This window comes from Halostagnicola bangensis, assembly GCF_054653435.1.
On the sequence record NZ_BAAIGG010000002.1, the window covers coordinates 2,760,872 to 2,776,081 of the forward strand.

The window sequence follows — 15,210 nt, forward strand, 5'->3', positions numbered from 1 at the left end:
AGGATCGCTCTATGATTGCTCGAGGGGTCGTGGCCAAGCCAGGCATGGCGGCTGACTCCAGAGGCTACGGCGCCCGGGACGACACTCCAGACTGATATACTGATCGGACACCTGATCAGTGTCCGTGTGATGACCCTCTGGAGTTCCGAGGCGCACCGGAGATATCAGTAGATCGGGGGTTCAAATCCCTCCGACCCCACTTCTCACCGCGAACAACATCGTGAGCGGTGAGTATAGAAGAGGCGGGATTTGAACTAGACGAGACGTGCGAACGGAGTGAGTCCGTCTCGGCGTAGTTCACAATCCCTCCGACCCCACTCACCTTCCGACCGATCCGTAACCCACAGAGGCGGCCCATTTCCCGAGTTTGTTTATATACTCGAGAGGCGCTCTGATCTTGATTTCGTTACGTTAGCTATCGATAGGTGTCTTCGTGATGTGATTCTAATAGTGATGCTCAGTGAAAGTATACGATTATCACGCGGCACCCCTTCCCGCTGATCTCGACTGCACTGATGAGGATACTCCTGTGAGGTGTGTAGAGCGATACGTACAGGCGAAGCAGGTAACAGAGAGAGGATTAATCTCCCTGGGTGCTGTCAAAAACCGCCTGCTGAATATAGAGGATGGGCTTTGTTTAGACGCTCCCGAATGGGCGGTCCGGGAGTCATTTCGGCTGAGCAGAACGCAGTAGAGAGCACCTCACGGTACATATTCACACGTTGAGAACGAAGCGTTAGAGCCGATTCCTGCTGCGTCTAAACAAGGCCCAAATGGCCCGCTTGGGTTCCAAAACGAGCACGACGCTGCTGTATCTCCCATACGCACGAACTGTCTTTCCTCAGTGTACGCTACGCGGCAGTGTCTAGTTAGCCCAGTTTGAGAAGCGAGCAGGCCGTAGAGTTACTTTGGCATGAAGCTCGCAGACCTGCTCAGCGAGTCCTACGCGGCGGAATTTGATGAAGTTTGGGAGCGTGAGCGGACGGCGACGCCCGTCAGGGTGTTCGCCGTCCGGCTCCACGCGACCGGTTGTTCGCTTCGAGAAACACAAGCAATTCTTCGCTTGATAGGCGTTGAACGCTCTCATCAAGCAATCTGGAACTGGGTACATCAGCTGGCTGACAGCGTACCAGACCCGCCGGTGGCGAAGCCATCGCGGGTCGCGGTTGATGAGACTGCTGTCAAAATTAACGGCGAATGGTCTTGGTTGTACGCTGCAATAGACCTCGATACAAAGTTGATTCTCGATGCTCAGTTGTTCGGTCGCCACGGCACCGATCCGGCGGCTGCGTTCCTGCATAGACTCCGCGAGAAACATGATCTCTCCGAGACGGTGTTTCTCGTCGATCAGTTTGGCTATCGGACTGCCCTTGCTCGATTAGGACTAAACGGTCGGGTTGACTACACCGACCGAAACCTCATCGAAAAGTGGTTTCACACATTCAAAATGCGCGTTGACCGTTTCCATAACTCGTGGGTGGACAGTCGGCGGAGCGCTCGCAAATGGATTGAACATTTTGTGCATTATTACAACCACCAGAGACCGCATCAATCGCTCGATGGACGAACGCCGGTTGAGGAGGTTCTAAACTAGACAGTGCCAATACATCCAATATGTAAGTGTATTCTAGTCTATATTATAATGGCTATAGTAAATTAGATTGGCACTCGTCTTAGTCAGCCTTATAGCCGTTCTTGACGCCGATTTCAGGTCTTGCTGCTTATTTCCCGGCCCCATTAACACAAACTGCTCAGCCGGTCGTGTTCGCTCCGAATCCGTGAGCCATCTGGCGAATTCGGCCCACGGTGCGTAGTCGGCATGCTCGAGCAGCGCCCTCGGGTCCGGTGGGTTTTCGGTCCAGAACATGAGCCGTAGTTTCCGAATCGGTAGACGACCGCATCTGGAGTTCGACCGATAAGTTCTGCCGTATCCCGAACTATCGGATCGGATTTGTCCTCTGTGATATCCTCATTGAGGTACAGGTCCAGCGTAACTAGGAACTCGTCTCGTATCCACTCTCGATTAGCCATGGGAGTACGATCATGTAACCACGTGAAATGATTAGCCGATAGCGTGCCGTGGGACAAGGTACCAGTTAACGAAAATATTTGCCACTGTGGTGGAGGAAGTGACCTACATTCGCAACAGCCGACGAGGATTTCCGGTCATGACCGATACGTTCCCTGTATCCGGGAGAAGCTGAGCTTCCTACTCTCATTCTGTCAGAAGATGCCTACTGAATACAGATCATTGGCCTTGTTTAGACGCTTAAACGTTAGCAGTATAGAGCCGATCGAACTCTTATCGCTGTGCTAGTAGCTCGGGGAAATACCAGATCTACTAGGAAATGAAGCGGGACGGTTTCGTTGTGCACACGAAGACCTCCCGCTTCACAGAGAGGGTTGTATCGCTCGGCCAAAAAGCCGTCGTTGGCCAGCCAGCTCCGGCTTACCGTCCGGGAGAAGAAGGCTACGCTGACTGGGTAATTCTCGACGAGAGGGATTTATGATCGCGACAGCAATTGCGCTGATGGGATCAGTGCTCGCGATGTCGCGATTGGTGATCTCCGGAGGGGAGACGCGTGACCAATCCCGACCACGCCGACCGCGGACTCAAGGCATCGGACTACCGCACGATGCCGCGCGTGGTGTTGAAGGAGAAGATGGCGACAACGTGCTGGTGCCGGCGATCGACACCGATCGCTGGTCTGACGATCTCGATATTGCAGAGGGCGACGCGGAAATCGATTCCGTGCAGTTCTCCGGTGAGGGATTGGCGACGCGTACACGTCAAGCGGTCGTTAGGCGCAGGTGTCGCGTACGCACCGTGCAGGCGATAGGTGTGATCCGACGATCACTAGAGGATTGCACAGAAGTCAATTCGATACCGACATAGACTCACTGAAGGGGCGCTTATTGTTGAGTTCGAATAGCGGAATAACATCGGTTGTTGCATAGTGTTTGATTGCCTCACGGAGTTCCTGAAATTGTGGGAGATTGGTTGCACCAATTCTCTTAAAATTTAAATATCGCTCACCGAGCAATGGAATGTCACACCCCATCATGTAGGGTTCGATTCCTTTCCAAGTAGGCCGATGAGGAACAACATCGATATCAAAGTCGTACTCTTGGAACGGTGTTCGAGTCACATCAACACCAACAGTTTCGCAAATGTTCTCAAACGAAGTATACTCATCACCACAGAAATCACACGCCTCGGGCATAAGATCGATACTCTCTATATTGTCGACGAACTCCTCGGCTCGCTGTGCCACATCGAATCGTCCCTCAATCGTTTCGGCGGCAATCTGCGCTCGCCCTTCTAAGTGCGGCAAATCGAACTCGTTTCCATTATACGTGAGTACTGACTCCGGTGGTTTGGTCTCGAGATAATCAAGTGTTTGTTCAATCACTTTGAGTTCATCTTCAGCACTGTTTCCCTCGCGGAAGATGATCTCGTAGTGAGGATCTGTACCAGGTTCGGTCTGGTGGGCAACGCATACGCAAAAAAATTCGACGTGCTCAGAATTCTGCGCATCCATTTCCTCATCATCTGGTCGCTCAGCATTGATTGTTTCAATGTCGAAGGCAAGTCGACCGGAACTGTCGGCACCCATTACATATTATAGGTTATGATAATATGTGAAAAGTATACCGGGAAAATCAGGAGAAAGATACTAGCTACTCGGCGTTTCGACATCGACGGTAGTCGCGATTTCGAAGGGAACTTTCCTACCGGAGAGGATTTCAGCAATTTCCTGGCACAGGGCGAGCGTGAGATCCGGGCGCTCGAGGGCTCGACGAGCGCTGGCGACGATGCGGGTAACGTCGTGACAGTCGAACGCGGCGGCGTTGGATCGATTACAGTCGTAATAGCCGGCGGCTTTCTCGATTTCGTCGAATCGCTATTCCGTTGCTGTCGTCGGTTCGGATCCGGACAGACCCGGGACTGTCGTTCATACCAACCGAGTTGACTGAATTCGAGACACTCCTCGAGCGCGAACTCACCTGCCACCACTCGAGAAACCAAGCCTCCACCTCATTCGAGGCAAAACCGCTTTCTACCAAATACGCTACCGGAGCACCCTCGATCCCCGTGAGAAGCCTACATCGAGAACAACTCACCTAACCCCTGTGGGAACTCGACGCCAGATTCCTCGAGCGTGTCCTCAATGTCCTCGAGTTCGTCCTGGATCTCTTCGGCGTCGTCGCCTGAAGTTGACGCTTCGCCGTCCGTTTCGGACGGCTCGTCTGACTCGTCAAACGTCCGGTCGCCGCCGCCACAGGAGTCGAACTCGAAGACGCCGTTGAGCGCCATCGAGTGGGTGTCGTAGTAGGTGTACAGATTCTTCGGAGCCTGGTACCGGCCACCGTAGTGACCGACCGGACCAGTGGTGTCGATGATGTTGTCACCGAGGTCCGACGTGAAGCTGAAGTTCTCACGTTCGAAGATGAGCTCGTCATTGAGCCAGTAGCGGACGATACCGTCGTCATTTGGCTCGCCGTTGGAGATCGTGTTCACGCACACGTAGCTCTCGAAGTCGTACCAGACGCCGGGTTCGATTTCGGGCTGGGCGAGCGCGTACTCGTCGTCGTCCATGATGTAGTTGTGGTCCTGTGGTTCATCGATGTGGTAGGTGTCCGAGAGGAGGTGGAATGGGCCGTCCGGATCGGTGCCTCGACTCGAGACGTACATGCGGTTGCTCCAGCCGTTGGTGCCGTCGGGGACGTTCCCGCCGGCGCTGGCCTCGCCGATCGACAGCGCGCAGTTCCAGATTCGGCAGTTCGCAAGGTTCCGGCCCTCCATCGACCAGTTCGTGTTGAGCGCGAAGCGCATGCGGTTGTTGAGTTCGAAGAGTCCGTCTTCGAAATCGTAGTGGGCGTTCGCACCCCAATGGTCGTTTTCGTTCACCTGCAACTGGATGGCGTTCTCGCCGGTGTAGGTCGGACTGGAGACGAAGTTCAGGTCGGCGCTGTCTCCGTTCGACAGTCGGTAGATGTCCGACCAGCTATCGTAGTCGTCGTAATCGAGGTGAACGATGTCGTCGGGTCGGCTTCCCTCCGCCGCCGCCGCGACGCCGTCCGCTCCGAACCCGACTGCGCCGAAAATACTGCCGACGCCCACGAGTCCGCCCAACTGTAGCGTTCGTCGTCGCGTTACTCCCAACTCGTCCGTCCGTCTCGTCGATGCCCGTTCGTCGTCTGATTCTACCGTTTCGCGATTCGATTGCTCTACCATGCACTCGGATAATTCCATAGCTTCGATAATTGTATTGTAGCGGTTACCCGTTCGGCAATCGTTTCACTTGACACAACCGGGACAGGAGGGCTGAGACGGCTATACAGGCCCTTACAGTAGCAAACACCAAACGGACACTTTCAACGAGTCAAACGGTAGTAGCAGTCATCAAATACCCTATTATCCGCACGGATATCCGCTCTGGCCCCGATATCGAACCTAGTTGACCGGCTGACATTCCGTTCTCGAGGCGCGTTTCAGACTCGTTTCGGACGAGACGGCTGTCACCGCGCTCGTCCGTCGGGAAACGTCATCTTCCGCCTACCGAATTCTCCCCGGGCCCGCTCGAGTCACGCGATTTCGTCCAGGTAGGTGCCGGGTTCCAGTGAGAACACCTATCCCGGTCGCCGCGGATGGCGATAGTATGCGCGCTGCAGTTCTCGAGGCTTATGGCGAGCCACTCTCGATCGAGTCGGTTTCGGAGCCGGATCTCGCTTCCCACGGTATCGTCGTCGAGGTCGAAGCGTGTGGCGTCTGCCGAAGCGACTGGCACGCCTGGCAGGGTCACGGCGAGTGGGCCGACGATCGGGTGTCACGGGGACAGATTCTCGGCCACGAACCCGCGGGGAGAGTGGCCGCCGTCGGCGGGGGCGTCGACCGACTCGAGGTGGGCGATCGGGTCGCGATCCCGTTCAACCTCGGCGACGGCTCCTGTGAGCAGTGTCGAAGCGGTCACGGTAACGTCTGCGCGGACGGCTTCGCACTCGGGTTCGAATCGAGCGTTCCGGGCGCGTTCGCAGAGCGGGTGCACGTTCCCTACGCCGACTTTAACGCCACGAAACTCCCCGAATCGGTCAGCTCGACCGACGCCGCCGCGCTCGGGTGTCGATACGTGACCGCTTTTCATGCACTGGCCCATCGCGCCGACGTCCGGGCGGGCGACTGGGTAGCCGTCCACGGCTGCGGCGGGTTGGGCCTCGCCGCCGTCCAGATCGCCGCGGCCTTCGGCGCGAGCGTGGTTGCCGTCGACGTTCGGGATGAGCCACTCGAGCTAGCCGCCGACGCGGGTGCCGACGAACTCGTCGACGCGAGCGCGGTAAGCGACGTTCCGGCCGCAATCGCCGAGGCGGTCGCCGTCGGAACCGACCGCGACCGATCGTCCGAAGGCCGCCGCGACGGTCGTGGGACGAACGCGGGCGTTGACGTGTCCGTCGACGCGCTCGGCCGAGCGGAAACCTGCCGAAACAGTCTGGACTCGCTTCGGATCCGGGGCACTCACATCCAACTCGGCCTGACCACGGATGCCGAGCGCGGCGAAGTCTCCCTGCCGATCGACGAGCTCACCCGCTGGGACATCGACTTCCTCGGCTCCCGCGGGATGCCACCCTCGAGGTACGACGAGATCCTGCGGATGATCGCCTCGGGCCGGCTGAATCCCGGCCAACTCGTCACGAAGACTGTTGCGCTCGAGGACGTCTCGGATCGACTCGCCGCGATGACGGCGTACGAGACTCGCGGCATCGAGGTCGTTACGAAGTTTTGAGCGTCGCCGTCTGGAGAAACGAACCAATACGAACGGCTGAACTTTCGATATCTGTGACTAGCCAAAATCGTAAGGCGATATTCTCAACCGGCCTCGGAACCCAACCGTTGCATGAACGTCTTTTGGCTCGACGAGGAGCCGCGGCTGGCCGCGCGCTATCACTGCGACCAGCACGTGAACAAGCTTCTCCTCGAGGCGGCTCAGGTCCTCTGTACCGCGGCCCGAGAGAACGGGCTCGACGCGGGGTTTCTCTACAGCCCGACCCACGCGAGCCATCCCGTGACCGAGTGGGCGACCGAATCTCGAGCGAACTGGCTCCGGCTTCGCGAGCACGCTGAGGCGCTCAACGCGGAGTTCGTCGAGCGCTACGAGAAGGACGAGGACCACGCGAGCTGGCAGGTAATCGAGCAGATCGACCCGGACGAGATCGAGTTTCCGCAGTCAGCGCCGACTCCGCGGCCCCAGGCCATGCCCGACGAATACCGGTGCGACGATCCCGTCGAAGCCTATCGAGCCTACTACGCGGGCGAGAAAGCAGAGTGGGCCGAGTGGCAGTACACTGACCGGCCGCCGTGGCTCGAGACGCAACTGGCGGAACTCGAGGCGCTCGAGGAGTAATTTACTCGTTCTCGAGAACGTCATCGCTATCCTCGAGAAGCACTTCGTCGCCAACTTCGACATCGCTTGCGGTACCGGCGGGAAGTTCGACGATCAGGTCGGCCGTTTCTTTCGCGAACCCGCGCCAGGGCCGAAGGGTTTCGACGCGCTGGACGACATCCTCGTGAATCCAGATAACGTCGAGCGACATGAAGACGAACAGCATGTGGATGTCTCGAGCTTTCGCGGTTTCGTACGTGAACGCCAATCCGTACCCATCAGCTATCGATCGCTTGAACATTAGCCCTCGGGTTTGACTCACGAGACCATCCGCAATCTCGATGTCGCTCGCGAGCGGTTCCCGTTCTCCGTCGGCGTCGTGGACGAGTCGCACGCCCTCGAGTCGAGGCCACGCGGTCAAAAAGATTCTCGCCGGTGCGTTGCAGATTCCGGTTCGACAATCGCTTCTCGTCGTTCCGGTTCGACAATCTCTTCTCGTCGAATGACGGTCCCCTTCGATCCACTTAGTCGTCGGCGCTCGAGGCCGCAAGCGCCGAGGGCGGTCCGCCCGGAAGCTCGTCGCGGTCGTGTGGTGCCTCGAACTCGAGGTCCGGACCGCGGGCGATGATTCCGGAGGGAGTCACGTCCGGATGGGTCGTGTAGTAGTGTTCTTTGATGTGATCCATGTTGACGGTCTGAGAGACGCCAGCGGTCCCCTCCCGATGGTCGGTGACGCCCGTCTGGTACAGGTCTCGCAGGTAGGGCCAGAGGTTCTCGTACTCGCGGACGAACTGGACGTTACACATGAAGTGGGTGTGATAGACCTGGTCGAACCGGACGAGCGTCGTGAACATACAGATGTCAGCTTCCGTGAGCCGATCACCGGCGAGATAGCGCTGGTCTGCTAACACCTCATCCCAGTGTGCGAGCGCGCCGAAGAGGTCGTCGATCGCCTCGTCGTAGGGCTCCTGATTCGTCGCGAATCCGGCGCGGTAGACGCCGTTGTTGATCGGCTCGTAGATCTCGTCGATGATTCGATCGACTTCGTCCTGATACTCCTCCGGATAGAGGTCGACGTCCCGATTCGAGATCTCGTCGAACTCGGTGTCGAGCATTCTGAGGACCTCGCTCGATTCGTTGTTGACGATCGTTTCCTCCTGTTTGTCCCAGAGGACCGGGACCGTCACGCGACAGGTCGCGTCCGGATCGGCTTCGACGTAGAGTTCCCGCAGGTAGTCCGAATCGTACAGGTGGTCCGGCGTACAGCCGTCTTTCTCCGGGGTGAACTGCCACCCGCCCTCGCCGCGGTACGGGTCGACGACCGATACCGAAATCGCGTCCTCGAGGCCTTTCATCGCCCGCACGAGTAGAGTTCGGTGCGCCCACGGGCAAGCGTAGGAGACGTACAGGTGGTAGCGGTCTGCTTCCGGCTGGTATCGTGCATCCGGCTCGTCTCGAATTTCGTCTCGAAAGGTGGTCTCCTGTCGTTCGAACGCTCCGTCCTCACCGGTCGTTTCGTGCGCGTCCGTCCGCCACTCCCCATCGACGAGTTTGTTCATACTTGAGTGGAGGAGATCCAGACACAAAATGAGCCAGCGTACATCAGTGTTACCGGGCAGCGACGGATGGAGGTTGAGTTGGTGATCGTGCGGACAGTACTGCGAAACACGTTGGTCGAGACCCAACCGCTCCATCCGGGAAACGATTATCCCACTGCCCCCACCTGTAGGGAACATGGAACGATACGATCTCGTCTATCGCCTCTACGACGAGTACGACACGAAGACACTACGGGAGTACCAGGAGTTCGTGGACGTCTTTCCGGCGATCGATTCCCGAGCCGCCCTCGAGCACTGGCAGGAAGCCAACACGGTTCTCGAGGAGCGAAAGGACGAGATTCGAGGGGACTTCGCCGCCGGAGAGACGTTCGCCGACATCGCCGCGCGGGCCACTCGAGAGCAGGCGTTTACCGCCCTCGATCTGGGTGCGAAGTACGACCGCGCCGTGAACGTGCTTGTCCTCGACGTCGACGAGACGCTTCGCTCGGCCGGCGGGACGGACAACGAGATTCCGCGGGACACCCTCCACATGCTCACGGAATTTCATGAGGCCGGGATTCCGATCGTCATCTGTACGGGACAGACCTTAGAGAACGTCAAAGGATTCGCCATCCAGGGACTGGGCAGTGAAATCGTCCACTCGGGTGACCTCTCGATCGTCTACGAAGCGGGAACGGGCGTCTTCACGCCGGGTCACGGCGCGAACACCAAGCAGTTGCTCTACGAAGATCTCGACGAGGCAATTCGGGCGGTTTTCGACGACATTCGAAGCCGCGTGCTTCCCGAGGCACCGACGGATCTCCGACGGGGCTGTCACCTGCAGGGCAACGAGTTCAACGTGACGATGAAGCCGAACTACGAAACTGGGACCTCACAGGCTCGAGCCGTCATCGACGAGGCGCTGGTGTATCTGATCGATCTGCTCGCCGACGCCGTCGGATCGACGCTCGAGGTCGGGACCGCCGCCGGGAGAGCCGAAGACGACGATGACGGCACCAACGGCGCTCGAACGATCGACAACAACACCGTCAGCGAGTGGACGCGAGCGTTCTACGCCGATCAGGACCCCGAGATCCGTGCCGTCCTCGAGAGCGAAAGCGCCTATCCGGATCTCGATGCTAAGGAGGTCCCGTCCGAACTAACCGGCCCGCTCGAGCGCATCGACGTGGCCTACTACGAGGCCGACGCCGCCGAGATCGGCAGTCTCGAGTTGAACAAGGTCGTCGGCGTCGAGCGGGCGCTCGACGTGCTGGGTCTCGAGGACCCGTTCTCGCTCGTGATGGGCGACTCCAAGAGCGACCTGCGGGTGATGGAATGGGTCGACGAGAACGACGCCGGCATCGCGGCGGCACCCGAACACTCCTCGCAGGATACCCTCGATCACGTCCTCGGGACGGATGACCTCGTCTTCGATCAGGGGAAAAGCGTCGACGTGTTGCGAACCGTCTACGCGCTCAATCTCCTTGCGAGACTCGAGTAAGAAGCACATATCCGCGCCCGAGTGATGAGCGAGACCGACACTTGGAAGAAACGCGTGCCGCCACTCGAGTGGGACCACCTGCCGACTCGAATTCGAGAGAGGAGCACTCGAGCGTCGACAACTGGCATAAATATTCCTGCTAGATATTTATGTTGACCTGTTGATGGTGTAATCATGCGAGCCGCAGTACTCGAGGAACACGGCGAACCGCTCGCGGTCAAAGAGGTCGACTACCCTAAACCGGGGCCAGACCAGGTGATCGTCGAGCCGGAAGCGTGTGGCATCTGTCGGAGCGACTGGCACGCGTGGCAGGGTGACTGGGGCTGGGTCGGCGCTGAAGCTCCCGAAGGCCAAATTCTCGGCCACGAACCGGCGGGTATCGTTTCCGAAGTCGGTGAGGACGTCGAAACGGTCTCGGAAGGCGATCGAGTGACGGTCCCGTTCCACCTCGCGGACGGAAGCTGTCCGCACTGTCGAGCGGGCCGAGCGAACGTCTGCGATACGGTGATCCCACTGGGGTTCACCGGCATCGCACCCGGCGCGTTCGCCGAGGCGTTTCCCGTTCGGGAGGCCGATTTTAACTGCGTACAACTCCCCGACGATGTCGATTTTACCGAAATGGCGGGACTCGGCTGTCGGTTCATGACCGCCTACCACGCGCTCTCGGATCGCGCGGATTTGCGCCCCGGCGATTGGGTGGCGGTCCACGGCTGCGGGGGCGTCGGTCTCTCGGCCGTTCACATCGCCGACGCGCTGGGTGCACACCCCATCGCGGTCGACGTTCGCGAGGACAAACTCGAGCGGGCTCGAGAGTTGGGTGCGGTCGCGACGGTCAATGCGGCCGAGACGGACAACGTGGCGAGCGAGGTAAAGTCGATCGCCGACCGCGGCGCGGACGTCTCGATCGATGCGCTTGGCATCGCAGAAACCTGTACGAACTCCATCGGGAGCCTCGGCAAGACCGGAACCCACGTGCAGGTCGGGCTCACGACGGGCGAAGAAGGCGGCGAAGTGTCGGTTCCCGTCGACGCCATGACGATGCAAGAGATCGAGTTCCACGGCTCGTTCGGGATGCCCCTCGTTCGCTACGGCGAGCTGTTCACTCTCATCGCACAGGGGACCCTCGATCCAGGAAAGATAGTCGGCGAGACGCTTTCGCTCGAGGAGGTTCCAGAGACGCTCGCCTCGATGGATACCTACGATACTGTCGGCATTCCTGTCATTACGGAGTTTTAGCGTAAACCCGAACGGGGGCGGGAACCCGTCCTGGTGTGAGAGACATGAGCTTCCCCGACGCGGGGGCGAACCGCTTCGAGGGAACCGGGCACGGACACGCAATCGTATGGTCAGTACGTGATGAGCACTGGGCACGCACCCGACGGGGTCTGTTCCCCGCAATTGAGTCGACGAGAGGCTGTTGTTTTGTTATGAACAACCTGTCTGACAGTAGTCCAAGAAAACTAATCGCCACGATATCGGGATCGAGACGTATCGGCCGACTACGCGGTCACCCTAACCGCGTTACGCATCTCGATAGCTGATGCTTTCTTTCGGTGGGAACTCCCTACGGGGCCGTCTGAGGCGGATTGGGTGGCTCACCAGACTTCTCGAGCCCTCCAACCACTCGAGCCCCGAACGAAACGACCCGGCTCACTCGGCGAGTCAGATCGGGCGGAGCCGTCGGGAAACGACCGTTGCAAACCGTTGAAGGGTGAGATACCGGCCGCTGAAAGCGGCCTTCACGGAGGTTCGCTCGCTCTTTTCGGTTGCCATGGATACTCGAGAAGGGACGACATATGCGTATTCTACCGACTGAACCGGTTTTGAATCAGCGTCGCGTAACCGTTTCAATTCGGACAAGTAACAGGAATTGATCAAACCGGTGACGAAACGATTTCGAACTGTCGTGCTATAGCCCAACAATGAAATCGTCGCCAAAGGGTGTCGGCGAGCGTCGGTAGAATTCGTTTTACCGGCCGATTCGGAGCCGATGAAAGAAGGGGAGATCCCGGCGTCGTCTAGCGGTATACGCTACTTACCTGGTTACTAATTAGTACTCGTTTACGTGTCGTGATTTTCCACTACACGATGGGTGCTTGATAGAATAGCGAGTCGGTTAATTCAGTCATAGAAATCACCTACTTTCGGTTACAAGCCGGATAACTACAACCAGTCCCGGCCGAGAGGTCGGTATGATCACCTGCACGAACTGCGAGACCGCCCAGTTCCTCCAGATTACCCAGAGCCGGGTGTATTTCGAGGACGGTGAAATGATCAACGAAATCACCGAACACTACGAGTGTACCCTCTGTGAGTCGACCGGCCAGTACATCTACGACGAAGACCGCGACGAGGCAAACGTCACCGGCGATGTCGAACTCACGAGAGAACGACCGAAGTTCGCGTGACAGGTTTCCAGTTTCAAGATTGAAACCGGCTCTCGGTGTCGAGTTCGGGGAACTCGGCTTGGTCATCCGTTCTTTCGACACTCCTTCGTTTTCTTCACCCGACGTTTTTCTCACCGGCTATTCTTCACCCGACGTTTTTTTCACGGCCTTTCGTCGTTCTCCTCCGGTTGGATACCGTTGGCGTCCCGACTGCGCTGGCCGAGCGCCGTCGATTCACCTCGAGTGCCCACCGAAATGGAGTCACGTTCCCCGCGTCGTTTCGTCGAATTGCCGTACTGTCTCCGGGTGATCGGCGATCGTCGCCGTTCGACATCCCACTCCTCGAAGAGGCCGTACTCCGTCATCGTATCCATCCCCGCGAGCGCGGCCGTGAGTTTGAGCCCGACGAGCGGGATTTCGGCGACCGAAATGATCACGTCGGCCCGAAGGATAACGCCGTCTCGCAGGATCACGTCGAGGAGATCGACCAGCGCCTCGTCGTCCTTTTTGGGCATCATCCGTCCTCACCACCGAGTTCGGGGGCGAACGTGTACGGCGGCCACGGACCGGTGAATTTGACCGCGAAACCCGGGTTCGATGCGACGTCATCGAGCACCGAACCGACCGCGGATTCGTCGTCCTCGTGAGCCAGAACCGTGAACCGACACAGCGTCTCCCCGGCGTCGATCGACATCTCTGCCGAATCAGTCGATCCGTCCTCGAGCGTGGCGGCCGGCGATCGTTCGAGTGCGTGAACCTCTCGGACGTCTTCGTCGATCCGGACTCTCAGGTCGGCTTCGACGGATTCCCGGCGATCAGCTCGAAGCTGTTTGACGCGCTGGTCGTACTGTTTCTCGAGGAGGTGTGCGGTCCCCGATCCCGAGTCGTCGATTCGTTCCCGAAGGTCGGCGAGTTGTTCGTCGCGTTCTATCAATCGCTCTTCCTCGATCGGATCCGTTTCGACGACTTCGATTCGATACTCCCAGTGGCCCGCAAGTTCCGCAAGCGTCGGCTCGAGCGTGTCGTACTCGTTCCGGAGCCACTCGCGGACCCCCGCGTCGTCGGTTCGGATGATCGTATCGAACTGGAACGGCACCGGCGTTCCGAACCGATCGCCTGCGGCATCGACGACCGTCTGATGGCGGACGAGCCAGCGTTTGACCTGCTCGAGATCCCCCGAATCGTAGATCGCGTCACAGTCGTGACAGACGACGCCGATGTCGTCGACGGCGACCACGGAAACCGGTTCGTCGTCGATCCCCGCCTTCTCGAGTTCGATTCGATCCCGGTCCTGGAAACCGTCTTCGCCGTCGATTCGAACCGCACAGTAGAGGTATCGTCCCTCTTCGATATCAGGAAGCGAATCCGACTCGCCGTCGGAGCGCTGTTGGTCTTGGGAGGAGTGTTCCTCTCGAGCGTCGACGTCGGACCCCGCTCGATCGCGACTCACTCTTGTTCACCTCCGAAAACGGAGTAGCCGGGTTGTCTGTGCTCGGAGTAATCTCCTCCTAACTGCTCGATCGCGTCGCTTACCAGTCCGTCGAGGTCGCCTCGAAGATTGTCGACGCCGTCGTCGATACCCTCGTCCGATTTCAGCTCCTCGAGTTCGGCTTCGATGGTGGCGAGCTGTTCTCCGAGCCGTTCGATCTCTTCGTCGGCGAGGTCGCCGGACTCCATCCGGCGGACGGCCTCGCGCTCTAAGGCCTCGATGAGCAGTTCGACGACGGTCACGACGAGCGTCATGAGACCGTCTCGAGCGTCCTCGCCGTCGCCGACGTCGATCGTCGTCATTGGGTATCCGCCTCCGTCGTCGCTTCGGTTTCTTCGTCGCCCGCCTCGTCGTCGTGCTCCGTATCGTCTCCGTCATTGTTACTCAGCATATTGAATCCGCCGCTGGTCGGCCGATTCGGATCGGGTCGAGTGCCGACGCGCTCGCTCACACCGCTGGGTGCTTCGTAGGACTCGTCGCCGCTCGAGTCGTCGATTTCCCCTTCTGGCCTGCCGCCGTCCGTTTCGCCGGATTCGGCTTCCGCCTCGCTTTCGTCTGCTTGTGCGGCCTCCTCGTCCGACTTCTCACCATCGTCGTCATCCTCGGGATCCGGCGTGACGTTGACGCCTCGAGTCGGGTCGATCGCAGGGTTGGGACGATCCATCTCGGCTAGCTCGGGGTCGCCGACGGCCTCGGCGACACGCCGCATGTCGGTCCCCTCCGGGAACTCGAGGCCGTACTTCGCCGCGGTTTCGAAGGATGCGATCGCCGCCCGAACCTGAATGCCCAGTAGCTGTGTATCACCGATCGAAACGGCGATATCGGCGTTGATGACGATGCCCTTGTCGAGGAGCATTTCCACGACTTCGGCGAGGTCGGTCTTCTGTCGACTGGGTTGGAAGTCATCGACCACGCC

16 protein-coding genes, 1 tRNA gene and 1 pseudogene are annotated in these 15,210 nt (G+C 58.9%); 9 read left to right on the plus strand and 9 right to left on the minus strand.

Going from position 1 to position 15,210, the window contains the following annotated elements:
- The first annotated feature begins 23 nt into the window (after nt 1–23).
- The 4 genes and pseudogenes from ACYQ14_RS15535 (at nt 24) to ACYQ14_RS15550 (ending at nt 2,896) form a co-directional block, all read left to right on the plus strand.
- Nucleotides 24–199, plus strand: a tRNA-Trp gene (locus ACYQ14_RS15535).
- Nucleotides 200–913: 714 nt separating this feature from the next.
- Complete coding sequence (locus ACYQ14_RS15540; RefSeq protein ID WP_459889295.1) at nt 914–1,594, plus strand: IS6 family transposase; 681 nt, start codon at nt 914–916, stop codon at nt 1,592–1,594.
- Between the two features lie 754 nt (nt 1,595–2,348).
- Nucleotides 2,349–2,492: pseudogene (locus ACYQ14_RS15545) on the plus strand (IS5 family transposase); the annotation flags it as partial.
- Between the two features lie 14 nt (nt 2,493–2,506).
- Nucleotides 2,507–2,896, plus strand: coding sequence for a hypothetical protein (locus ACYQ14_RS15550; protein WP_459889296.1), 390 nt, complete (start codon nt 2,507–2,509; stop codon nt 2,894–2,896).
- On the opposite strand, the gene ACYQ14_RS15555 is transcribed toward ACYQ14_RS15550, so the two are convergent.
- From ACYQ14_RS15555 to ACYQ14_RS15565, 3 genes are all read right to left on the minus strand, one after another.
- Nucleotides 2,877–3,617 (minus strand): 3'-5' exonuclease, encoded by a 741-nt coding sequence (locus ACYQ14_RS15555; protein ID WP_459889297.1) that lies wholly within the window; start codon nt 3,615–3,617, stop codon nt 2,877–2,879. The genes ACYQ14_RS15550 and ACYQ14_RS15555 overlap by 20 nt on opposite strands.
- A 60-nt stretch (nt 3,618–3,677) precedes the next feature.
- Complete coding sequence (locus ACYQ14_RS15560) at nt 3,678–3,893, minus strand: DUF7692 domain-containing protein (RefSeq protein WP_459890088.1); 216 nt, start codon at nt 3,891–3,893, stop codon at nt 3,678–3,680.
- A gap of 212 nt (nt 3,894–4,105) precedes the next feature.
- Entirely contained in the window at nt 4,106–5,239 is a 1,134-nt protein-coding gene (locus tag ACYQ14_RS15565) for a hypothetical protein (protein ID WP_459889298.1), read from the minus strand.
- Between the two features lie 424 nt (nt 5,240–5,663).
- Here ACYQ14_RS15565 and ACYQ14_RS15570 point away from each other — a divergent pair, with 424 nt between their 5' ends.
- Together ACYQ14_RS15570 and ACYQ14_RS15575 are read left to right on the plus strand one after the other, a co-directional pair.
- A complete protein-coding gene (locus ACYQ14_RS15570) occupies nt 5,664–6,782 on the plus strand; it encodes a zinc-dependent alcohol dehydrogenase family protein (protein WP_459889299.1) in 1,119 nt (372 codons plus the stop codon).
- 111 nt (nt 6,783–6,893) lie between these two features.
- Complete coding sequence (locus ACYQ14_RS15575; RefSeq protein WP_459889300.1) at nt 6,894–7,400, plus strand: hypothetical protein; 507 nt, start codon at nt 6,894–6,896, stop codon at nt 7,398–7,400.
- 1 nt (nt 7,401) lies between these two features.
- Here the strand turns inward: ACYQ14_RS15575 and ACYQ14_RS15580 are convergent, their stop codons facing one another.
- The gene (locus ACYQ14_RS15580) at nt 7,402–7,773 is read right to left on the minus strand and encodes a DUF192 domain-containing protein (protein WP_459889301.1); all 372 of its coding nucleotides are present in this window, start codon (nt 7,771–7,773) and stop codon (nt 7,402–7,404) included.
- Between the two features lie 130 nt (nt 7,774–7,903).
- On the minus strand, nt 7,904–8,938 hold the full coding sequence (locus ACYQ14_RS15585) for a glutathione S-transferase family protein (RefSeq protein ID WP_459889302.1): 1,035 nt from the start codon (nt 8,936–8,938) through the stop codon (nt 7,904–7,906).
- A gap of 175 nt (nt 8,939–9,113) precedes the next feature.
- Here ACYQ14_RS15585 and ACYQ14_RS15590 point away from each other — a divergent pair, with 175 nt between their 5' ends.
- From ACYQ14_RS15590 to ACYQ14_RS15600, 3 genes are all read left to right on the plus strand, one after another.
- Entirely contained in the window at nt 9,114–10,418 is a 1,305-nt protein-coding gene (locus tag ACYQ14_RS15590; RefSeq protein ID WP_459889303.1) for an HAD family hydrolase, read from the plus strand.
- A gap of 174 nt (nt 10,419–10,592) precedes the next feature.
- Nucleotides 10,593–11,654: a zinc-dependent alcohol dehydrogenase family protein gene (locus ACYQ14_RS15595; protein WP_459889304.1), complete on the plus strand. Its 1,062-nt coding sequence runs from the start codon at nt 10,593–10,595 to the stop codon at nt 11,652–11,654.
- Between the two features lie 956 nt (nt 11,655–12,610).
- A complete protein-coding gene (locus tag ACYQ14_RS15600) occupies nt 12,611–12,826 on the plus strand; it encodes a hypothetical protein (protein WP_283835221.1) in 216 nt (71 codons plus the stop codon).
- Nucleotides 12,827–12,966: 140 nt separating this feature from the next.
- Here the strand turns inward: ACYQ14_RS15600 and gvpM are convergent, their stop codons facing one another.
- The 4 genes from gvpM to gvpJ are packed head-to-tail and all read right to left on the minus strand — an operon-like array spanning nt 12,967 to nt 15,207.
- Nucleotides 12,967–13,323, minus strand: coding sequence for a gas vesicle protein GvpM (gene gvpM, locus ACYQ14_RS15605; RefSeq protein ID WP_459889305.1), 357 nt, complete (start codon nt 13,321–13,323; stop codon nt 12,967–12,969).
- Nucleotides 13,320–14,255 carry a gas vesicle protein GvpL gene (gene gvpL, locus ACYQ14_RS15610; protein ID WP_459889306.1) on the minus strand — a complete coding sequence of 312 codons (936 nt, stop codon included), beginning with the start codon at nt 14,253–14,255 and terminating at the stop codon, nt 13,320–13,322. Before gvpL ends, gvpM begins: the two co-directional genes overlap by 4 nt.
- Nucleotides 14,252–14,596, minus strand: a complete 345-nt coding sequence (locus ACYQ14_RS15615) for a gas vesicle protein K (protein WP_459889307.1) — start codon at nt 14,594–14,596, stop codon at nt 14,252–14,254. The genes gvpL and ACYQ14_RS15615 overlap by 4 nt, the downstream gene beginning before the upstream one ends.
- Nucleotides 14,593–15,207, minus strand: a complete 615-nt coding sequence (gene gvpJ / locus ACYQ14_RS15620; protein ID WP_459889308.1) for a gas vesicle protein GvpJ — start codon at nt 15,205–15,207, stop codon at nt 14,593–14,595. The genes ACYQ14_RS15615 and gvpJ overlap by 4 nt, the downstream gene beginning before the upstream one ends.
- Between the last annotated feature and the right edge of the window lie 3 nt (nt 15,208–15,210).